Origin of the sequence: Pseudomonas sp. B10(2017) (assembly GCF_002113295.1) — a bacterium.
GTDB lineage: Bacteria > Pseudomonadota > Gammaproteobacteria > Pseudomonadales > Pseudomonadaceae > Aquipseudomonas > Aquipseudomonas pudica.
In genome coordinates, this window is sequence record NZ_NEJU01000001.1 from 113,677 (window position 1) to 136,209 (window position 22,533).

The following is a 22,533-nucleotide window of genomic DNA, read 5'->3' on the forward strand; positions in this document are numbered from 1 at the left end:
TCGTATTTCCCCTGCACCGCGTCGAGCCAGAAGCACGCCGCTGCGTTCAGCGATTGGGCCACTTGTCCAGCAGGATCGATACGAACTTCTCCGCTGCTGGCGACAGCGACGCCCCTCTGCGGTAGACCAACCCCAGGGTACGGGTTACCTGGGGTTCGATCAGCGGCACGCTGACCAGCGTCGGGTGGTCGGCGTTGGGCATGGCCAGGCTGGGCATGGCCGATACGCCCAGCCCGGCCTCGACCATGCCCAGCGAGGTGGACAGGTGCTGAACCTCATAGAACCACTTGGGCCGCAGGTTGAGCCCGGACAGGGCATGGTCCAGCAACATCCGGTTGCCACTGAGCCGGCCTACGCCGATCAGGCGGTAGTCGGCCAGTTCTGTCCAGGTGACGGCTTCACGGTTCGCCAGCTTGTGGTCCCTGCGGCAGGCCAGGACGAAATGCTCCTGTACCAGGGAGACGAACTCGATGTCCGGGTGCTGGCCGCTCATCATGTTGATGCCGAAATCGGCTTCACCGCGCAGCACGGCTTCGAGCCCGTCGTTGGCGCTGAGGTCCAGCAGGCGAATGCGGATCTTGGGGTATTGCTCGTTGTAGTCGCGGATCACCGACGGCAGGAAATAGAACGCTGCGGTCGGAATACAGGCGAGGGTCACCTGACCGGTCTGTCGTTCTGCGAGTTCGCGGATGCTCAGGATCGAGTCTTCGAAGTCATCCAGCAGGCGCCTGGCCTTGGGCAGGAAATCGCGCCCGACGCTGGTCAGGCTGACGCGACGAGTAGTGCGTTCCAGCAACGAAGTGCCCAGGCCTTCCTCGAGCTTCTTGATTCGTCGGCTCAAGGCGGGCTGGGACAGGTGCAGCGCTTCTGCGGCTTCGTGGAAGCTGCCGAGTTCGGCGATTTTCACGAAAGATCGTATGTCTTGCAGCTCATATTCCATCTCGGATCGCTCTTGGCATTGGGCTCTGTATTGATGCTCAAATCGGAACAATGACTACGATATTTGCATTGGATTGATTTATCCATCCCTGTCAATCTTTTGTCCACAGCATCAATGATGTCCATTGATCAACAAGAGTGCGAAATCATGCAACGAATTCCTTGCGTACTCATGCGCGGTGGCACCTCCAAGGGCCCCTTTTTCCATGCATGGGACCTTCCTGCCAATGTGGTCGAACGCGACGAATTGCTGCTCAACCTGATGGGTTCCGGGCATGAACTGGAAATCGACGGCATCGGTGGCGGTAGCCCGCAGACCAGCAAGGTAGCGATTGTCAGCCCCTCGCTGCATGCCGACGCCGACGTCGACTACCTGTTCGTGCAGGTCATGGTCGCCCAGCGCCGGGTCGATACTGCGCCCAACTGCGGCAACATGCTGTGCGCCGTTGGCCCTTTCGCCATCGAGCAAGGTCTTGTCAAAGGGCAGGACGGCAAGACGCTGGTACGCATTCGCAACCTCAACACCGGCACTTTCGTCAATTCGCTGGTGGAAACCCCCGGCGGCATCGTGCGCTATGAAGGCCGCACGGCGATCGATGGTGTACCGGGCACTGCCGCCCCGGTGCACCTGACCTTCCTCGATGCGGTCGGCAGCAAGACCGGCAAGCTGTTCCCGACCGGCAAGGCCAAGGATGTGATCGATGGCGTACCGGTCACCTGCATCGACATGGCCATGCCGATGATGGTGATAGAGGCCAGCCAGCTGGGTGTCACCGGCTCGGAAACCCCGGCCGAACTCGACGCCAACGGCGGATTGCTCGAACGCCTCGAGGCGTTGCGCCTGAAGGCCGGCAAGGCCATGGGCCTGGGTGATGTCAGCGGCATGGTCATCCCGAAGCCTGTTCTGGTGTCCAAGCCCCGCTATGACGGCACGTTGCAGGTTCGCTACTTCATGCCGCACAACTGCCATCGCGCCCTGGCCATCACCGGAGCGATAGGGCTGGCGACTGCCTGCGTCAGCCCAGGTACGGTAATCGGCGAACTGCTGGGCGAGGGTGCCGAGCAACTCGCCGAGGTGCGCCTGGAACACCCAAGCGGCGGTATCGATGTCGCGCTGTCACGCAGCGGTGCCGATGGCAAGACGATCCAGGCCTCGGTGGTGCGAACTGCCCGGCGGCTGTTCTCAGGCTTCGTTTATGCCCCTACATTCCGCAGGTTGGCGGGGTAGGTCGGGCGACAGCCCACACTTTTACATTTGCAACAAGCGCATCCGCACAATTTCAACAATGGGTGATGCCTCATGAGACTCGCCAAATCGCTGTACTTCCAGATCCTCTGCGCCGTCCTGCTGGGCGTGGTGGTCGGTCACTTCTGGGCGCAACAGGCCGTTGCGCTCAAGCCCCTGGGTGATGCGTTCATCAAGCTGATCAAGATGATGATCGCGCCGGTGGTCTTCTGCACCATCGTCACAGGCATTGCCGGGATGACCGACAAGCGCTCCCTCGGGCGTTTGATGAGCAAGACCTTGCTGCTGTTCCTGGTATTGACCGTTATCAGCCTGATGATCGGCCTGGCAGCGGTATACCTGTTCCGCCCCGGGGTCGGCATGAACATCGACCCGGCCACGCTTAGCACCGAGGGGCTCGGCCAGTACGCCGCGTCTGCGGCGAAACTCAGTGTTGTCGATTTCTTCATGCACATCATTCCCGACACTTTCATCGGGGCGTTCAACAAGGGTGAAGTGCTGCCGGTGCTGTTCATCGCGGTGCTCAGCGGTTTTGCCCTGTCGTCCATGGGCGAGAAGGGCAAGCCGGTACTCGATGTGCTGGAGTCTGCCTCTACCATGGTGTTTCGCATCTTTGGCTACCTGATGCGCTTCGCCCCGGTCGGCGCCTTCGGTGCGCTGGCGTTCACCGTCGGGCAGTACGGTGTGACGTCCCTGGGGGCGCTGGCCAAGCTGGTCGGTACGCTCTACATCGCCTGTGCATTCTTCGTGCTGGTGGTACTCGGCGGCATCTGCCGTGCCCATGGCTTCAGCCTGTGGAAGCTGCTGCGCTATTTCCGCGAGGAGTTTCTGGTGGTACTCGGCACCTCGTCCACCGAGCCGGTGCTGCCACGCATGCTGGAAAAACTCGAGAAACTGGGCTGCAAGAAAGGCGTGGTCGGGCTGGTGCTGCCAACCGGCTATTCCTTCAACCTCGACGGTACTGCCATCTACCTGTCGTTGGCGGCGGTCTTCATCGCTCAAGCCTGCAACATCGACCTGAGCCTCGGCCAGACGGTGACGATGCTGGCGATCATGCTGTTGTCGTCAAAAGGCGCAGCGGGCGTGACCGGTAGTGGCTTCGTTGCACTGGCTTCGACCTTGACCGTCATTCACGACATCCCGTTGGCAGGGCTTGCCTTGCTGATCGGCATCGATCGCTTCATGTCCGAGGCGCGTGCCCTGACCAGCCTGGCCAGCAACGCAGTGGCCACCGTGGTCATCTCGCTGTCGGAGAATGCCTGCGAACGGGAAACCTTGCTGCGCCGCTTGAACGGCGTTCCGGTTGTACCGGACAAGGCGGATGCTGCGCAGGCCGACTGGTCTGCCGAGCCCCGGCATCACGGCTGAAAAGCCACTTCCACCTCCCACTGTTGAATTAGAATCCCACTCAGCATCCTGGCGATGCCGAGTGGGGTAGGGGGCCGTCTGCCTTGCCGATGGCCGCAATAGAATAAAAACAAGAGAAAAGACCATGCTCGCACTCCTGGGCCTGATCATGGTGGTGACCTTCACCTACCTGATCATGAGCAAACGCCTGTCGCCAATCGTTGCGCTCACCGTGGTACCCATTGTCTTCGCTGTGATCGGTGGCTTCGCCCCCGAACTGGGCAAGATGATGCTTGATGGCTTGAAAATGGTGGCGCCCTCGGCAGCGCTGCTGCTGTTCGCCATCCTGTTCTTCGGCCTGATGATCGATGCCGGCCTGTTCGACCCGCTGATCCGCAAGATCCTCAAGCGCGTCAATGGCGACCCGGTCAAGATCGCCATCGGTACCGCGCTGCTGTCGTTGCTGGTGGCGCTCGACGGTGACGGCACCACCACCTACATGATCACCTGCGCCGCCATGCTGCCGCTGTACAAGCGCATTGGCATGAACCCGATGATCCTGGCCACGGTGTCCATGCTGTCGCTGAGCATCATGAGTGGCATGAGCCCTTGGGGTGGGCCGGCAACCCGGGCCATTGCCGCGCTCGGGCTGGATGCGACCGAGTACTTCATCCCCATGTTGCCGACCGTGATCGGCGGTGCCGCCTGGGTGGTGTTCACCGCCTTCCTGCTGGGCCGAGCCGAGCGCCGACGCATCGGCAACATCGCCCTGGAGTCGGGTGGCGGCAACTGCTACATCAAGGAAATCCTCGGCGACAATCCGCACAAGCGCCCGCGTCTGGCGTATGTGAACCTGGTGCTGGTGATTGCCGTCATGACGGCGCTGGTGATGGGTGTCATGCACTCCGCTCTGTTGTTCATGATTGGTTTCGTCGCAGCGCTGATGATCAACTACCCGCAGCTGGAGCTGCAGAAAGAGCGCATCCTCGCCCACTCTGGCAACGCCATGACCGTGGTACTGCTGGTATTCGCCGCAGGCATCTTCGCGGGGATCTTCTCGGGCACCAAGATGGTCGATGCGCTGGCGCAGACCCTGGTCGACTGGATTCCCGAGGCGTGGAGCCACTGGTTCCCGCTGGTGGTGGCGCTGACCAGCATGCCGCTGACCTTCGTACTGTCCAACGACGCTTACTACTTTGGCGTGGTGCCGATCCTTGCCAACGCTGCGGCCGCCTACGGCATCGACCCGGTTGAAATCGCCCGTGCCTCGGTGCTGGGGCAGCCGGTGCATCTGATGAGCCCGCTGGTGGCCTCGACCTTGCTGCTGGTGGGCATGGTCGATCGCGACATCGGCGACTTCCAGAAGGCCACCGTGAAATGGGCGGTGCTGACATCGCTGGTCATCACCGCACTGGCCCTGGTCACGGGTGCCTTGTCCTTCTTCGTCTGATCTGCTTCGGGCGCCGCTGGCGCCCACCTCATCCAAGAACAACAACAGAGTATCGAAAATGTCCCGAACTGTTTTCCGTGGGGCCACCTGTGGCCTGCTTTGCGGCTGGCTGCCTGTGGCCGGCGCTGCCGGATTCATCGACGACGGCAAGCTCAAGCTGCAGTTGCGTAACGTTTACTTCAACGAAAACTTCCGCGACGAACAAGGCATGAGCGCCCGCGCTGCTGCAAATGCCAAGAGCGAGCGGGTGGAATGGGCGCAGGGGTTTCTGCTCGACTACCAGTCAGGGTTCACCCAAGGCCCGCTCGGGCTGGGGCTCGATGCCCTGGGGCTTGTAGGCGTAAGGCTCGATTCGGGCCGCGGGCGCAGCGGTACCGGTTTGCTGCCGGTGCATGACAATGGCCGTGCCGCGAACGAGTTCGCCAGTGCCGGGGTGACGGCCAAGGCGCGCCTGGGGCAGACCATCGTCAAGCATGGCACCTTGCTACCCAAGACACCGGTGCTGGTGTACAACGATGCGCGATTGTTGCCGCAGACCTACCAGGGCACGCAACTGACCAGTACCGATGTCGATGGCCTGACCCTGACCGCCGGCCACCTGGACCGCTTCAAGCAGCGGGACTCCTCCGACAGCACCGGCCTGTTCCTGGATGGTTACAGTGGCGGTGAGTCTGGCGATTTCAACTTTGCCGGGGCCGACTATGCCGTCAGCAAGCAGCTGCGCTTGAGCTATTTCCACGGCCAGCTCGAACACTTCTATCGTCAGGACTATTTAGGCCTGGTCCACGACCTGCCATTGGCCGGCGGTGTGTTGACCGCCGACTTGCGCTATTTCAAGAGCCGCGACAGCGGGGCCGCTCATGGTGGTCAGATCGACAACGACATGTTCAGTGGGCAGCTGTCCTACGCTCATTCCGGTCATACTTTCGGCGCCGGTTACCAGATTCTCGACGGCGAGGCTGGGTTGCCGTATATCAGCGGTGCGACGGTCTACTCGTTCAGCAACGTGGGCATCGGCAAGTTCATCGAGGAAGAAGAGAAAACCTGGATGGCGAGCTATGCCTACAACTTTGCCGCGGCCGGTGTCCCCGGGCTGACCTTCATGGCGCGCTACCTGAGTGGTGACAACGGTCGCTCCGCTGATGCCGGGCTCAGCGAGTGGGAGCGTGACATGGAGCTTGCCTACGTGGTGCAGTCCGGGCCTGTGAAAGGTCTGGGTGTGAAGCTTCGCAACTACGTCTACCGCTCTGACTTTTCCCGAGGGCGCGACAGCAACCGGATCTACCTGACCTACGATATAGCGATCTGGTAATGCGGCCGCGCGAGCATGCGCGCTTCGGGGCGCTTGTTCGCACGCGCTTCACGCTTCGGACGGCTGTGGCGCTTTCTTGCCCAGTCGGATCAACTCATTGGAGAAACACAATCCGAAGAGGATCAGCCCGGCCCCCAGGTACAACGTGTCTCGCGGTACCTCATTGAGGACCACGAACGCCAGCAGCGCGGCGAACAGCGGCTCAGTCAGTTCCAGTGCCTGGACTTGCGACGGCTTCAGATATTCGATGGCCTTGGTGGTACAGAAGAAACCGAGGATGGTCGGCAACGCGGCCAGAGCCAGCAATGCCATGACTGCCGCCAGCGACAGCTCTCCCACGATGAACCCATCGGTCGCAGCCGGCATCAGCAGGTAGAGGCTGCCGAAAAACAACAGTTGCCGGGTGAAATGCAGCCCCCCGGAAACGCCCATGCGCTTCATGGCAACCGAAAATGCGCCATAACCGCAGCCTCCGATCGAAGCGAGCACTGCGCCTTGCAGGGTGAAGCCTTGTTCCAGGTCGGCTCCAAAGATCACGGCAATACCGGCTATCGCCAACCCGGCGCCTACTGTCGCATTGGCGGTGATGGGGTCCTTGAGGACTATCCGCCCCAGCAATATCGAAGAAATGGAGGCGCTTGCCATCAGGATCACCACGACGCCTGCCGCGGCGTAATGGCTATAGGCCGAGGTTTCAAAATGGAACAGCACGAAAATGCCGAGAAAGGCGCAAACGGCTGCAGGAAGCCACTTGGCCGTATGCAGGGGCCGCTTGAGGAACATGAGCAAGGCTGACAGCAGCAGGCAGCCAAGTACGGTTTTTATCAGGGCGATGCTGCTGGAGCTGAATCCACTGTTCATCAACACCTTGCTGAGTACGCCGATCGTTGCATTCAGTGCCGCGGCGCTGAGTGCAAAGAGGACGCCTTTGCCGAAATGAGAGTGCATCAATACATTCCTTGTCATTGGCTTTGTACATTCGTTTGGTCGACATGCAGGCAATTACGGCCCGCTTGCTTGGCGATATAGAGCGCCTGGTCGGCGCGTTCAATCAGCGATGGCGGACTGTCGAGGGCCGTCCCATCGGAGCAGGCGATGCCGATACTGGCGGTCACATGTCCGAAAGGGCTGCCTTTGTGAGGGACGGGTTGCAAGGCCAGGCGCTCGAGTATCAGCCTGGCAACGACAGCTGCTCCGTCATTGTCGGTATCGGGCAGGATCACCGCCATTTCCTCACCCCCGTAGCGTGCCAGCAGGTCGCGAGGGCGGCGGATGCAGGAAGAGAGCAGGGTAGCCATCTGCTGCAAGCAGGCGTCGCCAGCCGGATGCCCGTAGGTGTCGTTGTAGCGTTTGAAGTGATCGATGTCGATCATCAGCAAAGCCAGCGTGGTCCCGTTTCGATGAGCCGTGCGGATTTCCTGGGTCAGCGCCTCGTCAAAGCAGCGCCGGTTGGCGAGCCCCGTCAGCGCATCGTGCATCGCCAGGCTTTCCAGCCGTTGATTGCTCTCAAGCAACCGCTGCTGGGTCAGTCGCAGCTCGTTTTCGACCGCGCTTCGCCGGCTCATGGCACGTATCAGCAGCCAGCCAATGGCTCCGATCAGTGCGAGCAGCGCCACGACCACCAGTGAGGACAGCAGCGCCTCGAGCCGCCAGGCCGAGAGTGCTTCCTGCTTGCCCAGTGCAACTGTTGTCACCAAGGGTAGCTTGTCGCTCTTGCGAAACGCATAGAGGCGCTCCACGCCGTCCAGGCTGGAGGTGAACGATGCGGTGCCGGCTGACTGGTCAACGAGATACTTGGTAAAGATGGGCGACTTCGAAAAGTTGCGCCCCATGTCCTGTTCCCGGAAAGGGTAGCGCACCAGCATGGAACCGTCGGTATAGGCCAGCCCGATGGCACCGTCATGGCCGACATCCAGTTTGCCGAAAAGCTGGAGGAAGTTCTCGACGCCAAGTGTCATGGCGACAACGCCGGCGAACTCGCCATGCTCATCGTTGAATCGCCGGCTGATGGTGATCACCCATTCCTGATTGACGCGGCTACGGATTGGCAGGCCGATGAAGGGGTCGCGGGATGGGTTGTCACGGTGGTGGATGAAAAAGGCTCGGTCGCTGCTGTTGGCACCGTCGGGGATCGGACGGTTGGACGACATCAGCCAGCGTCCATCCCTTGCGTAGATAGTGATGCCGCTCATCGGCGGCATCAACGGCTGCTGACGCTTGACCAGCTGACCCAGGCGTTCGATTTGCGCAGGTCCGGCGCCCTCGGTTTCCAGGCGCTCGACCAGGCCGAGCAACAGCATCGAGCTCTGTCGGACGATACCTTCCGAATAGGTGGACAGTGCCTGGGTCAGGTTAAGGCCATGGACATTGACGTCTTCCAGGGCGCGCTCGCGAGAAGCCATGACTTTCCACAGCGTTAACGAGGCGAGAGAACAACCGATGACCGATAGCAGTAGCACAACGAGATGGATGTCACGCTTCACGTCAATTCACACGCCTTTTTCCCCAAGGACCAAGTTGAGCGTCGACACGCTTTAACTAACCAGACGGTCAGGAAGTAACCATCTGGTTCACGCGCAATAATATAACACCTGTATTGCTGGAATGTCCGACAGAATCACGCGCTCTTTCAGGCCCCGTTGGTTATCTGCCGGCAAGGTCTGCAGAAGTGTGAACGTGACGATTGGGCAAGTTACCCTGGATGTAGCGCACGGTCCTTTCTAAAGTTCGCGCCATATCGGGATGTGCCAACTGATACTTCTGTTCCAGTTTCAGGCTGTCACTCATGTCGAAGCGCTGCGTCTGAATGAAGTTCAATGACTCGGCGCTGATCGATAATCGGGTGGCCAGCCCGGGAATCGCCAACAGCCACTTGAGCAACCCTATGGGTACATGGCGGCGGGGTGCCTTGATGTCCAGCGTTTGTGCCAGCTGCTCGAGCATCCCCTGCAGATTCGGGGTGTGTTCATACAGCGCCAGGACCTGCCGGTTGGCCATCGAAGGGTCGAACGCCACGCAGGTCATCATCTTTACCAGATAATCGACGCTGACCAATGGCAACCAGTGCCTGGCGGAACCCGGGACAGCCTTTAACCGGCCCAGTGCGAGATTTCGAATGAGGTCGGCCAGAGGTTGCCCTTCAAGAATATGCCCACTTTCGCTATGGCCACATACCGTAGCAGGATGAACGATCGTGTAATCCGCACCTACCTCCTGCATGTAGCGGATGACTGCGAAATGAGACTCCAGCTTGCTGCCTTCGTAGCCCCCCACACGGCCGTATACTGCAGGCCAATTGGTGTTTTCTGGGTGTTCGTTATCAACCCCGATACTTGCCAGATGGGTAAGGTTCTGCAGCATGTAGCCGCCCACCATCAGCAAGCGGATTCGCTGGCTCGCCGCGAGCCTGGCGACTCTCAGCGCTCCTTGCACGTTGACTGCACGGGCCTGCTCCATTGTCAGGCCCCAGGTAAACTGCGCCGCGAGGTGGAAGATTACAGTGGACGATGACACGCATTGCTTGTCTGCTTCGCTGAGTCCAAGTTCTTCCCGGCTGATATCTCCTTCGACTGCATGAATATACGCAGGGTCACCTCCCAGTTGCCGTACTTGCTCTTTGAGGCGCTTGATGTTTTCAGGGTTGCGCATGAGCACCCAGGTCTTGTGCCCTGTCGCAGTAAGACCGGCCAGTAAGTGTTGGCCGACAAACCCACTGCCGCCCGTGACGAAACATTCCACGCTCATATCTGAATCCTTGTCTGGATGATCGGCGCAGGCTAAGGTGTAGAGCGTACTCTACAGTCAAGGAATTTCTACCGTGAATGTTGGAGAGTTGGAGCGCCTGAGTGGAGTCGGCCGCCATACCTTGCGCTATTACGAGCAACTCGGGCTTATCGCGGCCCATCGGCAAGCCAACAATTACCGCAGTTACAGCGAACAGACCGTTATTGATCTGGCTTTTATCCAGAGTGCCCAGAGCGGCGGTTTTTCACTCGCCGAGATCGCCGACATCCTTGCGGCCAAGCGGGGTAACACGATCGATTGCGCTCAAGGCGCGGCCTTGGTGGCCAGCAAGATGGCCGAAATTCAAGCTAAGATCACCACGCTGCAAGCCGCCTATGTCTTTCTCGATGCGGAGCGTGCAAAGCTCGAAGCCAGTGCCATTGCCAACGGCCTGACGATTCCTTGCCCTCCTGCGATTTAGCATGGCCCGACGCCTTGGCTTGTTTATTCGCAATTATTTCTCATTTACACTTGTGTCTTGTTTCGGGGCCTCCCTCTTATCCAGGATGCATCGTGTCGTTCGATCCCGCCAAACCGACGCTGCTGTCTACATTGGTACGTCACTACGACGATCTGGTGGACCACATTCGCCGACGCTTCGGCGACAGAAGCATGGCGCGCGATGTGGTGCATGACGTGTGCGTGCAGTTGCTTGAGCGCGGTGAGAAAGACGACGTTCGAACCCCACTTGCCTTGCTACGAAAAATCTCCCACGACACCGCCGTGAGTCGCTATCGTAGCGATCGCCGCCGAGACGCCTGGGTAGAGGCTATCTCCGAGCTGCCTGAGGTGGCCTGCCCGGCAGCCACCCCGACGACCAGGTATGACAGCGAGCGCGAGTTTCAACTGCTCGTCAACGCTATCACAGGCCTCCCACCTCGCTGCCAGGCTGTTTTCGTCATGCACAAGATTCACGAAATCCCCCAGGCAGAAGTAGCCGCTCGCCTCGGTATTTCCGTCAAGACAGTGGAAAAGCACCTGCGGCTGGGGTTGGCGGCGTGCAGGCAAAGGCTTGGGCGCGATGAGGTGCATCCATGACGAAGCAGCCCGAACAGGCTCCACTGGACGAGGCTCTGGGGCGACATCGTGAAGAGCTCAAACAGCTGTTCCCCATGCCGCCAGCCAGGCCAGCGCCCTCGAAAGCGGTAAAGTCGGCAGGTATCACGCTGGCGCTTGCGGTCGCCTTTGCAGCCCTGGCGTGGCTGAACCCTGCCTACAAGAGCGAGCGTTTCGCTACCGCCATTGGTGAGCGGCGCGCTGTGCTGCTGAGCGATGGAAGCAATCTGCTGCTCGACAGTGGCACGCACCTCGATATCAGTTGGCGTCTGCTCAGCCGCGAAGTCGACCTGCGCGCAGGGCAGGCGCTATTCGATGTGTCCTCGGCCGTGTACCGCCCCTTCGTGGTGTCTGCTGGCCAGGCGAAAGTCGAGGTGCTCGGTACGTTGTTCAATGTCCGCCGCCTGGATAACGACGTGGTGCGTGTGACCTTGGCCCGTGGGCGCGTGGACGTTGCGGCAGCTGCAACACAAGCACCAGTTACCCTCAGGCCAGGGCAACAGGTCGACTCGATTGGCGGGCGACTGACGCCGGTTGCGAAGGCCGATGCCTCCAGAGCGATGGCATGGAAAGATGATCGCATCGTGTTCGAGCAGACGCCGCTGGATGAAGCGGTGCCGTTGCTGCGCCACTATCGCAAGGCGCCCATCGAGCTGAGCGACCCAAGCCTTGGCGCACTCAAGGTGACAGGGGTGTTCGAGGCGCACAATGTCGATCTGCTACTGGATCTGCTACCGAGCATCCTGCCCGTCGCCGTACTGCAACAAGAGGATGGCAGCGTCCGGATCCAACGCAAACCGACAAGAAAATAATTCTCAGGTGCAGGTAGGGTTTCTCGATCCCCATGGCGGCTAATGAAAAAAGCCCAACCAGAAAAAGGAACTCGAGAAGTGCATTTTCCCCTCCGCAGTCGCCAACTACGCCTGTCATTGCTCGCCAGTAGCCTGCTCATCGCAATGTCGGCCCAGGGCCGGGAAAAGGTGAACGTGGATCTCCCCGCCGCACCGCTGGGCGAGGCCATAAACGCGCTCGCACAGCAGTCTTCGGTTCAGATCATCTTTGCCAGCGATCTCGGTGCAGGTCGGAACGCGCCTGCGGTGAAAGGGCGGTTCACACCTGAGGAAGCCCTTCAAACGCTGCTCAAGGACAGTGGCTTGCAAGTACAGGCCAAGAATGAGCGCACGTTCGTCATCGTCGCGCAGGGTGCCCCTGCAGCCAGCCCCGCAACCCAGAGCGTGCCCGTGGAAATGGCACAGATGGAAATCACCGCCTCGCGCACCAGCAGCAGCCTGGTTTCCGCAACGCGGCAATCCACCGTTCTGGAGCATGAACAACTGCAGGAGCTGCGCCAGGGTTCAGAGAGCCTGGCCACGTTACTCGCCAAGGCGATTCCTGGCATGTCCGACTCCAGCCGCACCGTCACCGAGTATGGCCAGACCCTGCGCGGGCGCAGCATGCTGGTCATGGTCGACGGGGTGCCGCTCAATACCAACCGCGACTCTTCGCGCAACCTTGCCAACATCGACCCGGCACTGATCGAACGGGTCGAAGTCATTCGCGGCAGCAGCGCCATCTATGGCAGCGGCGCCACGGGGGGCATCATCTCCATCACCACACGGCCTGCCGGTGGCGAAAACCGTGCCGAAACCAGCCTGGGCGCCACCTCGCCACTTAGCCGCCTGGGCAGCGACGGCCTGGGTGGGCAGTTCCAGCAGTATTTCGCAGGCTCCCAGGGCGCGGTGGACTACTCGTTCGACTTCGGCACCCGCCACATCGGTGCCTCGTACGATGCGCACGGCGACCGGATCGCTCCGGAGCCCAGTCAAGGCGACCTGTTCGATTCGAACATCTACAACATTGGCGGCAAGCTGGGGCTGCACATCGACGAGAACCAGCGAATCCAGCTCGCAGTCAGCCACTACGACGCCCGCCAGTACACCGACTACGCTACAGACCCAAGCGTCGCGAAACTTCCCGCAGGCTCTGTGCCGGCCAATGCGATCAAGGGCCTGGACCTCGACGAGCAGAACCGCATTCGCAACACCCTGGTGAACCTGGAATACGAGAATCTCGACATTCTCGGAAGCCGGCTTTCTGCCCAGATGTACTACCGGGACTACTTCACTCGCTTCACCCCGTTCGACGCCCGGGCCGTCGCCACCCGCGGCGGCAACGTCGACCAGATCATGCAGAACAGTGAAGTCTTCGGCAGCCGCCTGACCCTGCGCACGCCACTTGGCGACAGCGGCAGTACCGAGCTGGTGTGGGGTGGCGACTATAACCAGGAGCGCAGCGACATGCCGCTCGACGTCTTCGACCCTGCGACTTATGACGCCAGTGGTGGCCTGGTATTCGACAAGACCGGCAAGCTCACCTACATGCCCCCGCTGAGAACGAGAAGCGCCGGTGCGTTCGCCCAGTTGCAGCATCGCTTCGACGAGCATTGGTCTATCGACGGCGGCCTGCGCTACGAATATTCCACCGCCGAATTCGATGACTTCGTTCCGTTGTCCGAATCCACGGCTGCGTCCCCGGTGGCGGTGAAGGGAGGTGACATTCATTACGATGCGGTGCTGTCGAACCTGGGTATCGTCTACTCACCAGTACTCGGCCAGGAAATCTACGCCTCTTTCAGCCAAGGCTTCCAATTGCCCGACGTGGGCATTCAGTTGCGCAATGCGCGCCGTGGTTTCGATATCGACGCATCGAACCTGGAACCGGTCAAGACCAACAATTATGAGCTTGGCTGGCGAGGAGAGCTGGGCAGCAACACCCTCGGCACTCTGGCGCTGTTCTACACCACCTCCAAACTGGGGGACGTGCAAAGTTTCAACAATGGCCTGATTCTGACCCGCACCAAGGAGCGCATCTACGGTGCTGAAGCCAGTGCCGATTGGCTATCGGACGATGCGGTGTGGGGCGCAGGGGGGAGTGCGACCTGGATGCGCGGGCGAGAAAAACCGGACGGCAAAGGCTGGCAAGACATGACCGGCTATCGCGTTCCGCCGCTGAAGCTGACCGCCTACGTGCAATACAAGCCGACCCTGGACTGGAGCAACCGCTTGCAAGCCACGTTCTTCGACGGCAAGGACTACAGGCTCGATGGCGTGGACAGCTTTGGTCGGCATCAGGTGAGTAGCTATACGACAGTGGACCTGGTCAGCCAGTACCAGATCTCCGCTGACGACAAGGTAAGCGTCGGTATCCAGAACCTGTTCAATCGCGACTATTACCCGCTCTACAGCCAATTGCTGCGCAATAACAACAACACCAGCCACTTGCCGGCACCCGGCACTGTGTTGACTGCCAGCTATACGCACAATTGGTAAGGTGGTGAGCAATCACCGGGCCGGTATCGAGCCCGGTGGTCTTTACATGTTTCGCTCTGCCAGGCATGAGGAAGGTGGAGCGGACTATCTATATTGGGTAGCCGCGGTCGATCCGCAGCTGGCATGCTTGTCTCATTGCTAGTGGGAAGACGCAGGGAATCAATGATGGAACGTTCTTGCATTACTTATTACCTGGAAATGACTTCGGTTTCCGAGCTCAAGGAAAAGCCGCAGCGCCACGACCTTCAGATCATCGAATGTGAAGTGCCCCAGGGAGAATTCAATCGGTTTCTCTACAAGCTGGTAGGCGCGCCTTGGGGTTGGGTCGATCTTGATAGCTGGAGCAGTTCCCAATGGCAGGCGCTGGTTGAACAGGAGTGCCATCGCACCTGGGTTGCCTATCACCGTGGTGCGATAGCCGGTTACTACGAGCTTTATCGCCCTGACGGTTGTAACTGCGAAATCCGCTACTTCGGGTTGGCACCTCAGTTCCTGGGAGGTGGGTTCGGCGGAGCGCTCTTGAGTCACGCTATTCGATCTGCGTGGGAATGGCACGGTACAGAGCGGTTGTGGGTACACACGTGCACATTGGACCATCCTGCCGCGCTGCAAAATTATCAAGCGCGCGGATTGCGTATTTTCAAACAGCAGGAGGCAGAGCCAAGCCAATCAGCTCCGGGTTGAATCTGCTCCATGCCAAAGGAGGCCATGGGGTGAACGCAGCAGGACGCGACTGACCGTTTCCGACCCAGAGCGAACACTGACCCAAAGCTCTGTTGCCAGTGCAGGCCTCATCGCCGGCAAGCCAGCTCCCACAGGAATATGACCAGCCTTCAGGCATGCGCTGTACCTGTGGGAGCCGCGCTTGCCGGCGATGGGCCGCGAAGCGGCCCCGGTTACAGATGCCCGCTATCGACCCAAAGCGACGCCTTTTTCAGCCCCGCTCCGATCCATCACTCTTTATTGGCATTGAGCTTGCGCAGATCTTCATAGGTAGCCGAGTGCACAAACCAGAAGCCGGAAACAATGCACCCACTCAAGCTGCCCAAAGCGGGCAGCGCACCGAGAGTGGTTAGCTGCCATTCTTGACTGAATCTGGAACAGCCCGCCCAGGGAAATCGTCGCGCCAGCACCGGCCTGCAGCCCTGCGTTGAGTCCGGCAGCCATGATCACGTCCTTGGCCGAGCGCAGCAGGCGCACGGCACTGTCGTTTGGCAGCAGCAGGTTGCCTACCGGCGTTAGCGTAGCGGCAGTCATCGCTAAAAGCTTGGCGTCCAGGCCGAACAGCATTGCCGCTCCGCTGGCGCCACCAATCAGCCCTATGCCGCCTTCGATGAACATACAATGGCCTTCAAGGTCCTCGCGAACCAGGCCCCGGGCAGCGACCGAATCAGCCACCAGCACCCTGCCGACTGCGGGGAAGTCCTCGCTACCCTTCGGCGGTCATCGCCCCATGGCAAACCTTGTGGAGCATGCCGGCGGGGTGATTGGTAGTCATCCTTGCCCCCGTTTCTTGTCATCAACCGTCTATGGCGGGCAGGGTCACCAGCCTGTTGATCAGGGAGGCCAGATCAGGGATACCCCACGGTTTGGCCAGGAATGCGGCCCTCACGGGAAGTGAATGGGTATCAATGATCGTGTCGCCTGAAGTCAGAATCACGGGTAGGGTCGGCCACCTGCGCCAAATAACGTGCGCCAGGCCTAATCCGTCCATGCGGCCAGGCATGTGGATATCGGTCATGACCAACGCTGGAGGTTCTTCATGCGAAAGGTGGAGAAGCGCCTCGTCAGCATTTGCTGTGGATGTGATGCTTACCGCGTAAAGTGACGAGAGACTCTCTGCAGTGAGATCTCTGAGTAGCTCGTCGTCTTCCACGATCAGAATGGTTTTGGGCATGCGTCGTTCGCTCGCTTCTCGTATGCGTTAGGGCGTCCAGGCCTTACGACGTTGCTCCCAAGCGATGAGTGGTGCTCAAGCGCCGTGATGGATTAGCGGCTATCGTAGGAGGGCGCCAAGTGAACCGCCTTCACGCTCTGCACGGTTTCCGGCGCGTAAACCGTCAATCCGAAAGGGAAGACCATGCAGCAGCTACCAGTTGACGAAACCATCCGAGCGGCCTTGAAAAAGTCCCATGTGCGCCTGCAACGCCAACATGAACTGGTGGTGGAATTTGGCGTGATGGCCTTGAAAGCGACAGACCTGGACTTGTTGTTGACCCATGCCTGTGAAGTCGTCGCTGAAGGGATGAGCACTCGCTTCGCCAAGGTGCTGCAGCCGGCAGAGGAGGGGGAAGGTTTCGTCTTGTCACACGGCGTGGGCTGGGACGCTTCTGATATCGGTCGGGCTGCCGTGGGTGCCGATGAAGCAAGCCCGGCAGGCTATGCATTGGCTACCTACAGGCCCGTGCTCTCGAACCATCTGGGCATGGAGAACCGCTTCCGAACACCGGAGTTGCTGAAGAAATACGGAATCGAGCGGGCTATCAACGTCCCGATCCGGGGCGTGCTTGGCCCCTTTGGCGTCCTCGAAGCCGACAGCAGTGACGGGGAAGACTTTGTAGAAAGCGATCTGGTATTTCTGGAGGGTATCTCCAACGTCATTTCCATGGCCCTTGAGCGAATATCTGCGGGAGCAGATGTCTCTGTTCCCGATCCGTATTCGGAAACCCTTCTGAACGCGAGCCCCGATTGGGTCGAGATCCTGACGTCAAGCGGCGAGATCGAGTTCATGAACGAAACGGGGCTCCTCTTCCTGGCTACCCATTTGGCGGACGTGAAAGGTCAGCAGTGGCATGATTTGTGGCCCGAGGAGTCTCGTTCGCTCGTTTGGGAGGCAATGGCAAAAGTGAGTGGTGGCGAAACCGCTCGATTCGAGGCATATCACCCCATCTCTGCAGATGATCCAAAATGGTGGGACGTGACGGTGGCGCCAATCCTCGGAGTGGACGGCAAGGTCGAGCGGATCATCGCAGTATCGCGAGATATCACGGAACGTCATCAGTATGAGGCTCAATTGCTGTCGCTGATCGAGGCTCAGAATAGCAAGCAAAACCGAAGCGACCTCTACCTGGAAGAAATCCACCATCGCGTCAAGAACAGCCTTCACCTGGTAAACACGCTACTGTTGCTGCAGGCCAATCTCACGCCTGACGCAGCGGTCAAGTTGCAACTTGAAACCGCCGCCGGGCGAGTGGTGACCATTGCCACGGTTCACGAGCGGCTGTATCAAGCTGCCGAAGACCAGGAACTGCGCGCTCGTGATTACCTCGATGCTCTGCTGGGGGATCTGGGCAGAGCCTTGGCCGACCGGAAAATTGTGCTGGAGGCTGACGATTTCGTCTTGCCCCCAGAAAGAATGGCACCTTTGGGATTGGTAATTTCTGAACTGATCACGAATGCCCTCAAATACGGCAAGGGCGCCATCGAGGTGACCGTCAAGCATGCCGGCGACCATGCCCTGCTCACCGTCAGGGATGAGGGCGATGGATTCCCTGATAATTACCCTAAGCCGACGGGCACGGGCCTCGGCATGCGCTTGGTCAAAAGCTATTCCGGCTACGGCAGTGCGGCTGTCGAGGTGGATCGGACAGATAGTAAAAGCTGTATACACGTCCGTTTCAAGCTGTAGACACCGAGCGTTTGAAAGTGGCCCCATTGTCTTGCCCGGTCAGGCTGAACGAGGCTGTTGATCGCGTTCTTTCATGAGGGCGCCACAGGTCGATCCGATTTCACAAACCGAGCATGTTGTAGTGCACGTAGTACATGATCCATAGCGACAACCCCACCAGCAGCACGATGATCACTACCGTGAACACCAGCGTCACCAGGCTCCAGCGTTGCTCACGCGCCGTGGTCAGGTGCAGAAAGAACACCATGTGCACCAGAATCTGGATCACCGCGCAAGCCAGCACCAGCAGGAACGTGGCGGTGCGCGGTAAGCTTGGATACATGGCCAGCCCGAAAGGGATCAGCGTCAGCAGGGCAGCCAGCACAAAGCCGACGTTGTAGGACTTGTGGCTGGACTGGCTGGCCCCGGCGCTGCTATGAACCTGGCTTTCGCTGCTCATTGGATCACCCCGAACAAGTAGACGACGGTAAACACGCACACCCACACAATGTCGAGGAAATGCCAGAACAGGCTCAGGCAGCTCAGCCGTGTGGAATTGACGCAGCACAGGCCGCGCTGCTGCACCTGAATCATCAGCAAGGCCATCCACACCAGGCCGATCAGTACATGCAGGCCGTGGGTGCCAACCAGGGTGAAGAAGCCGGTGAGGAACGCGCTGCGCTGCGGGCCGTAGCCTTCGGCGATCAAGTGATGAAATTCGTTGAGCTCCATGGCGATGAAACCCAACCCGAGCACGAAGGTGACACCAAGCCACTGCAACACGCGGCGTTTGTCGTTGCGGTGATTGGCGAGCATGGCGTAGCCGTAGGTGATACTGCTGAACAGCAGCAAGCCGGTTTCACCGAGCACGTAGGGCAATTCGAAGATGTCTGCCGCGCCCGGGCCGCCTGCCACCGACTGGCCCAGCACGGCGTAGGTGGCGAACAACGTGGCGAACAGGATGCAGTCGGTCATCAGGTAGACCCAGAAGCCAAACAGGCTCAGCGAGCCCGCATCCTCGTAACCTTGCTCTTGCTGATGGGCAGTTTCGTTCAGGACGATATGCGACATGGCTCAAGCCTCCGCCATCAGTTGGCGCCGTTCGGTTTCCACGCGTTCGACTTCCTCGGCCGTCACGTAGTACTCGGTATGCTGGTCGTAGCTGCGCACGATCAATGCTGCCACCGTAGCCAGCAGGCTGGCGATCACCAGCCACCAGATGTGCCACACCAGGGCGAAGCCCAGCACCGTGCTCAACGCGCCGATCACCACGCCCAGGCTGGTGTTGCACGGCATGTGAATCTTGCGGAAGTCCGCCTCGACAAGTGTCTTGACCCCGCGTTCCTTCATGCCCCAATAGGCGTCGATGCCGTGCACTACCGGTTGTTCGGCGAAGTTGTAGAACGGCGGCGGTGAAGCGGTGGCCCATTCCAGCGTGCGGCCGTCCCAAGGGTCGCCGGTGCGGTCGCGGTTTTCGTGGCGCTTGCGGATGCTCACGATCAGCTGCGTCAGCTGGCAGGCCACGCCGCAGAGGATGATAAGCACGCCAACCATCTCCAGCAGCAGAAACGGCCGCCACTCGGGCACATTGAAATGGTTCAGGCGCCGGGTCATGCCCATGAAGCCGAGGAAGTAGGACGGCATGAAAGCGAAATAGAAACCTGCCAGCCAACACCAGAACGCCGCACGCCCCAGCGGGTCGTGGAGCTTGAAGCCGAACGCCTTGGGGAACCAATAGGTCAGGCCACACATGTAGCCGAATACTGCGCCGCCGATGATCACATTATGAAAATGCGCGATCAGGAACAGGCTGTTGTGTAACAGGAAGTCGGCGCCAGGCACTGCCAGCAGCACACCGGTCATGCCGCCGATGCTGAAGGTGACGATGAAGCCGACGGTCCACAGCATTGGTGTCTCGAAGCGCACCCGCCCGCGGTACATGGTGAACAGCCAAGTGAAGATCTTCACCCCTGTGGGCACGGCAATGATCATGGTCATGATGCCGAAGAACGCGTTCACGTTCGGCCCGGCACCCATGGTGAAGAAGTGGTGCACCCAGACGATGAACGACAGCACGGTGATGACGATGGTCGCCCATACCAGCGAGTAATAGCCGAACAGCCGCTTGCGCGAAAAGGTCGAAGCCACCTCCGAGAAGATGCCGAACGCCGGCAGGATCAGGATGTACACCTCAGGGTGGCCCCAGGCCCAGATGAGGTTGATGTACATCATCGGGTTGCCGCCCAGTTCGTTGGTAAAGAAGTGCATGCCCAGGTAACGGTCCAGGGTGAGCATGAACAGCGTCGCGGTGAGGATGGGGAAGGCGGCCAGGATCAGGATCGAGGTGCACAGCACGGTCCAGATGAACACCGGCATGCGGAACAAGGTCATGCCGGTGGTGCGCATCTTGAGAATGGTGACGAAGAAATTGAGCCCCGTCAGCAAGGTGCCTATCCCCGATATCTGCAACGACCAGATGTAGTAGTCCACGCCCACGCCGGGGTTGTAGGCGATGCCGGATAACGGCGGATAGGCGACCCAGCCCGTGCGGGCGAACTCACCAATGCCCAGTGAGATGTTGACCAGCACCGCGCCGGAAACGAACAGCCAGAAGCTCACTGCGTTGAGGAACGGGTAGGCCACGTCGCGGGTGCCGATCTGCAGCGGCACCACAATGTTCATCAAACCGACCACGAACGGCATGGCCATGAAGAAGATCATGATCACGCCGTGGGCGGTAAAGATCTGGTCGTAGTGCTCCGGCGGCAGGTAGCCGGGCGAACCGTCCGAGGCCATGGCCTGTTGGGTGCGCATCATCAAAGCGTCGGCGAAACCGCGCAGCAGCATTACCAGGGCGACGACGATGTACATCACGCCGATGCGCTTGTGGTCGACCGAGGTGAACCACTCCTTCCACAGGTACGTCCACTTGCGCTTGCAGGTGATGGCCGCGACCCCGCCTATACCCATCAGCCCGACCACGGCAAGGGTGTACATGATGATGGGCTCGTCAAAGGGGATGGCATCCCAGGTCAATTTCCCGAACATGTGTGTCACTCCTTGCTGCCTTGCGGCGATTCATCCTGGGGGGCATTCAAGCGCCGCTCGACCTCGCGGGACCGGTTGATGCCCTGGTACTTGTCGATCAAGGACTGGAACAAGCCGGCATCGACCGCAGCGTAATGCTCTACCGGATGGCCGACGCTGGGTTCGGCCAGCTGCTTATAGCGCCTCTGATCGAGCTGGCGTTGCGAGCCGCGGACCTTGGCCACCCAGGCATCGAAACCGGCCTGGTCGAGTGCAAGGGCCTTGAAGTGCATGTCGGAGAAGCCGGGGCCGTTGTAGTTGGCGGCGATACCGGTATAGCTGCCCGGCTCATTGGCGATCAGGTGCAGCTGGGTCTGCATGCCGGCCATCGCATATATCTGCCCGCCCAGCGCAGGAATGAAGAACGAGGTGATGGCGCCATCGGAGGTCACCCGGAAATCCACGGGTGTTTCCACCGGCATGGCCAGTTCATTGACCGATGCGATGCCCAGTTCGGGGTAGACGAACAGCCACTTCCAGTCGGTGGCGATGACCTGCACCTTGACCGGCGCCTTGTCGGCATCCAGCGGACGATACGGGTCGAGCGCGTGGGTAGAACGCCAGGTCACCACCCCGAGCACGATGATGATGAGCAGCGGCACGCCCCAGACCACTGCCTCGATTGCGCGCGAGTGGCTCCACTCTGGCGTGTAGCGCGCCTTTTCGTTGGAGGCGCGGTAATGTACCGAGAACACCAGCGCCATGATCATGACCGGGACGACCACCACCAGCATCAACAGCGTGGCCAGGATGATCAGATTGCGTTGTTCCAGCCCGACCTGGCCCTTGGGGTTGAACAGCACCATGTCGCAGCCCGAAAGCTGCAGCGTGATGACGCCCAGCATCAACAGGCCGAATAGTCGTGTGGCTTTAGTAGTTCCCTCTGCCATGCGCGGATCCTGTAATTGTTGCCGAATGTTTGTTGTGTTGATGTAGAAGGACGACCCGGGCAGGAAGGTTGTATGTAAATCCCGTAATCACGACGAATGGTGTTATGCAAACTCGAGGAATTTTCTTTCCACAGCCTCGGCGAGGGGCGAGCGGTGTTTGCCCCAAAGCAAGCGGATCAAACTCTTTGCCGCCGTCGGACTCTTCTGCAAACATTCATTGATGCGAGGAGAAGCGCATGAAACCTGATGAAGGCAAGACCGGCGACAAGGTCCCAAGGCCGCTGTCTTCTGAAGAGGCGCAGCAAGGGCACCGGGCGCCAGACCCGCTGCTCGAGCGCCCTGACCCGGATACCGAAACGGTGGACAAAGTCATTACGCCCACCTCCATTCATGAACAGGAAGAACAGACGCGCCAGATCAATCAGCACCTCGAGGAGGCCGACAGGAAACGCCGCCGCTGAGGCAACGGCAACAGATCAAAGGCGCG

At 59.9% G+C, this 22,533-nt stretch carries 21 protein-coding genes; 11 read left to right on the forward strand and 10 right to left on the reverse strand.

Features of this window, described 5'->3' with window-relative positions; all coding sequences use genetic code 11:
• Positions 1–46 precede the first annotated feature (46 nt).
• The gene (locus CAF92_RS00555) at positions 47–940 is read right to left on the reverse strand and encodes a LysR family transcriptional regulator (protein WP_016714082.1); all 894 of its coding nucleotides are present in this window, start codon (positions 938–940) and stop codon (positions 47–49) included.
• A 147-nt stretch (positions 941–1,087) separates the two neighbouring features.
• On the opposite strand from CAF92_RS00555, the gene CAF92_RS00560 reads away from it, so the two are divergent.
• The 4 genes from CAF92_RS00560 to CAF92_RS00575 all read left to right on the forward strand — a co-directional run bounded on the left by CAF92_RS00560 (position 1,088) and on the right by CAF92_RS00575 (position 6,294).
• The gene (locus CAF92_RS00560) at positions 1,088–2,167 is read left to right on the forward strand and encodes a 4-oxalomesaconate tautomerase (protein ID WP_080958408.1); all 1,080 of its coding nucleotides are present in this window, start codon (positions 1,088–1,090) and stop codon (positions 2,165–2,167) included.
• Positions 2,168–2,239: 72 nt separating this feature from the next.
• A complete protein-coding gene (gene dctA / locus CAF92_RS00565; protein ID WP_085598416.1) occupies positions 2,240–3,553 on the forward strand; it encodes a C4-dicarboxylate transporter DctA in 1,314 nt (437 codons plus the stop codon).
• A gap of 124 nt (positions 3,554–3,677) precedes the next feature.
• Complete coding sequence (locus CAF92_RS00570; RefSeq protein WP_046613807.1) at positions 3,678–4,982, forward strand: CitMHS family transporter; 1,305 nt, start codon at positions 3,678–3,680, stop codon at positions 4,980–4,982.
• A 58-nt stretch (positions 4,983–5,040) separates the two neighbouring features.
• Positions 5,041–6,294 carry an OprD family porin gene (locus CAF92_RS00575; protein ID WP_085598418.1) on the forward strand — a complete coding sequence of 418 codons (1,254 nt, stop codon included), beginning with the start codon at positions 5,041–5,043 and terminating at the stop codon, positions 6,292–6,294.
• A 48-nt stretch (positions 6,295–6,342) separates the two neighbouring features.
• Here the strand turns inward: CAF92_RS00575 and CAF92_RS00580 are convergent, their stop codons facing one another.
• The 3 genes from CAF92_RS00580 to CAF92_RS00590 all read right to left on the reverse strand — a co-directional run bounded on the left by CAF92_RS00580 (position 6,343) and on the right by CAF92_RS00590 (position 10,038).
• A complete protein-coding gene (locus tag CAF92_RS00580; RefSeq protein ID WP_085598420.1) occupies positions 6,343–7,242 on the reverse strand; it encodes a DMT family transporter in 900 nt (299 codons plus the stop codon).
• Positions 7,243–7,256: 14 nt separating this feature from the next.
• Positions 7,257–8,777 (reverse strand): sensor domain-containing diguanylate cyclase, encoded by a 1,521-nt coding sequence (locus tag CAF92_RS00585; protein WP_085598422.1) that lies wholly within the window; start codon positions 8,775–8,777, stop codon positions 7,257–7,259.
• Between the two features lie 160 nt (positions 8,778–8,937).
• A complete protein-coding gene (locus CAF92_RS00590; RefSeq protein WP_085598424.1) occupies positions 8,938–10,038 on the reverse strand; it encodes an SDR family oxidoreductase in 1,101 nt (366 codons plus the stop codon).
• Between the two features lie 73 nt (positions 10,039–10,111).
• Here CAF92_RS00590 and CAF92_RS00595 point away from each other — a divergent pair, with 73 nt between their 5' ends.
• The 5 genes from CAF92_RS00595 (at position 10,112) to CAF92_RS00615 (ending at position 15,146) form a co-directional block, all read left to right on the forward strand.
• On the forward strand, positions 10,112–10,498 hold the full coding sequence (locus CAF92_RS00595) for a MerR family transcriptional regulator (RefSeq protein ID WP_085598427.1): 387 nt from the start codon (positions 10,112–10,114) through the stop codon (positions 10,496–10,498).
• Positions 10,499–10,590: 92 nt separating this feature from the next.
• Positions 10,591–11,115 (forward strand): RNA polymerase sigma factor, encoded by a 525-nt coding sequence (locus CAF92_RS00600; protein ID WP_085598429.1) that lies wholly within the window; start codon positions 10,591–10,593, stop codon positions 11,113–11,115.
• Positions 11,112–11,945 (forward strand): FecR family protein, encoded by an 834-nt coding sequence (locus tag CAF92_RS00605; protein ID WP_085598432.1) that lies wholly within the window; start codon positions 11,112–11,114, stop codon positions 11,943–11,945. The genes CAF92_RS00600 and CAF92_RS00605 overlap by 4 nt, the downstream gene beginning before the upstream one ends.
• A 78-nt stretch (positions 11,946–12,023) precedes the next feature.
• Positions 12,024–14,462 (forward strand): TonB-dependent receptor, encoded by a 2,439-nt coding sequence (locus CAF92_RS00610; RefSeq protein WP_085598435.1) that lies wholly within the window; start codon positions 12,024–12,026, stop codon positions 14,460–14,462.
• A 165-nt stretch (positions 14,463–14,627) separates the two neighbouring features.
• Positions 14,628–15,146: a GNAT family N-acetyltransferase gene (locus CAF92_RS00615; RefSeq protein WP_085598436.1), complete on the forward strand. Its 519-nt coding sequence runs from the start codon at positions 14,628–14,630 to the stop codon at positions 15,144–15,146.
• Positions 15,147–15,449: 303 nt separating this feature from the next.
• Here the strand turns inward: CAF92_RS00615 and CAF92_RS26250 are convergent, their stop codons facing one another.
• Both CAF92_RS26250 and CAF92_RS00625 read right to left on the reverse strand, forming a co-directional pair.
• Positions 15,450–15,803 carry a hypothetical protein gene (locus tag CAF92_RS26250; RefSeq protein ID WP_143516044.1) on the reverse strand — a complete coding sequence of 118 codons (354 nt, stop codon included), beginning with the start codon at positions 15,801–15,803 and terminating at the stop codon, positions 15,450–15,452.
• A gap of 178 nt (positions 15,804–15,981) precedes the next feature.
• Entirely contained in the window at positions 15,982–16,359 is a 378-nt protein-coding gene (locus tag CAF92_RS00625) for a response regulator (RefSeq protein ID WP_085598440.1), read from the reverse strand.
• Positions 16,360–16,542: 183 nt separating this feature from the next.
• Between CAF92_RS00625 and CAF92_RS00630 the strand changes: the two genes are divergently transcribed.
• A complete protein-coding gene (locus CAF92_RS00630) occupies positions 16,543–18,090 on the forward strand; it encodes a sensor histidine kinase (protein WP_085598442.1) in 1,548 nt (515 codons plus the stop codon).
• A gap of 100 nt (positions 18,091–18,190) precedes the next feature.
• Here CAF92_RS00630 and cyoD read toward each other — a convergent pair whose 3' ends face one another.
• From cyoD to cyoA, 4 genes are read right to left on the reverse strand one after another with little or no spacing between them, the layout of a single operon-like run.
• Positions 18,191–18,529 (reverse strand): cytochrome o ubiquinol oxidase subunit IV, encoded by a 339-nt coding sequence (cyoD, locus tag CAF92_RS00635; protein ID WP_085598444.1) that lies wholly within the window; start codon positions 18,527–18,529, stop codon positions 18,191–18,193.
• Complete coding sequence (gene cyoC / locus CAF92_RS00640) at positions 18,526–19,140, reverse strand: cytochrome o ubiquinol oxidase subunit III (RefSeq protein WP_085598446.1); 615 nt, start codon at positions 19,138–19,140, stop codon at positions 18,526–18,528. Before cyoC ends, cyoD begins: the two co-directional genes overlap by 4 nt.
• 3 nt (positions 19,141–19,143) lie before the next feature.
• Entirely contained in the window at positions 19,144–21,117 is a 1,974-nt protein-coding gene (cyoB, locus tag CAF92_RS00645) for a cytochrome o ubiquinol oxidase subunit I (RefSeq protein ID WP_085598448.1), read from the reverse strand.
• Between the two features lie 5 nt (positions 21,118–21,122).
• The gene (cyoA, locus tag CAF92_RS00650) at positions 21,123–22,046 is read right to left on the reverse strand and encodes a ubiquinol oxidase subunit II (RefSeq protein ID WP_085598450.1); all 924 of its coding nucleotides are present in this window, start codon (positions 22,044–22,046) and stop codon (positions 21,123–21,125) included.
• A gap of 236 nt (positions 22,047–22,282) precedes the next feature.
• Between cyoA and CAF92_RS00655 the strand changes: the two genes are divergently transcribed.
• The gene (locus CAF92_RS00655) at positions 22,283–22,507 is read left to right on the forward strand and encodes a hypothetical protein (protein ID WP_046613792.1); all 225 of its coding nucleotides are present in this window, start codon (positions 22,283–22,285) and stop codon (positions 22,505–22,507) included.
• Positions 22,508–22,533: the final 26 nt, after the last annotated feature.

Excerpts from the sequence above, each read along its gene's own strand:
- CAF92_RS00555 (WP_016714082.1), bottom strand. The coding sequence starts at position 940 with ATGGAATATGAGCTGCAAGACATACGATCTTTCGTGAAAATCGCCGAA.
- CAF92_RS00560 (WP_080958408.1), top strand. The coding sequence starts at position 1,088 with ATGCAACGAATTCCTTGCGTACTCATGCGCGGTGGCACCTCCAAGGGC.
- dctA (WP_085598416.1), top strand. The coding sequence starts at position 2,240 with ATGAGACTCGCCAAATCGCTGTACTTCCAGATCCTCTGCGCCGTCCTG.
- CAF92_RS00570 (WP_046613807.1), top strand. The coding sequence starts at position 3,678 with ATGCTCGCACTCCTGGGCCTGATCATGGTGGTGACCTTCACCTACCTG.
- CAF92_RS00575 (WP_085598418.1), top strand. The coding sequence starts at position 5,041 with ATGTCCCGAACTGTTTTCCGTGGGGCCACCTGTGGCCTGCTTTGCGGC.
- CAF92_RS00580 (WP_085598420.1), bottom strand. The coding sequence starts at position 7,242 with ATGCACTCTCATTTCGGCAAAGGCGTCCTCTTTGCACTCAGCGCCGCG.
- CAF92_RS00590 (WP_085598424.1), bottom strand. The coding sequence starts at position 10,038 with ATGAGCGTGGAATGTTTCGTCACGGGCGGCAGTGGGTTTGTCGGCCAA.
- CAF92_RS00605 (WP_085598432.1), top strand. The coding sequence starts at position 11,112 with ATGACGAAGCAGCCCGAACAGGCTCCACTGGACGAGGCTCTGGGGCGA.
- CAF92_RS00615 (WP_085598436.1), top strand. The coding sequence starts at position 14,628 with ATGGAACGTTCTTGCATTACTTATTACCTGGAAATGACTTCGGTTTCC.
- CAF92_RS26250 (WP_143516044.1), bottom strand. The coding sequence starts at position 15,803 with ATGTTCATCGAAGGCGGCATAGGGCTGATTGGTGGCGCCAGCGGAGCG.
- CAF92_RS00625 (WP_085598440.1), bottom strand. The coding sequence starts at position 16,359 with ATGCCCAAAACCATTCTGATCGTGGAAGACGACGAGCTACTCAGAGAT.
- CAF92_RS00630 (WP_085598442.1), top strand. The coding sequence starts at position 16,543 with ATGCAGCAGCTACCAGTTGACGAAACCATCCGAGCGGCCTTGAAAAAG.
- cyoD (WP_085598444.1), bottom strand. The coding sequence starts at position 18,529 with ATGAGCAGCGAAAGCCAGGTTCATAGCAGCGCCGGGGCCAGCCAGTCC.
- cyoC (WP_085598446.1), bottom strand. The coding sequence starts at position 19,140 with ATGTCGCATATCGTCCTGAACGAAACTGCCCATCAGCAAGAGCAAGGT.
- cyoB (WP_085598448.1), bottom strand. The coding sequence starts at position 21,117 with ATGTTCGGGAAATTGACCTGGGATGCCATCCCCTTTGACGAGCCCATC.
- cyoA (WP_085598450.1), bottom strand. The coding sequence starts at position 22,046 with ATGGCAGAGGGAACTACTAAAGCCACACGACTATTCGGCCTGTTGATG.
- CAF92_RS00655 (WP_046613792.1), top strand. The coding sequence starts at position 22,283 with ATGAAACCTGATGAAGGCAAGACCGGCGACAAGGTCCCAAGGCCGCTG.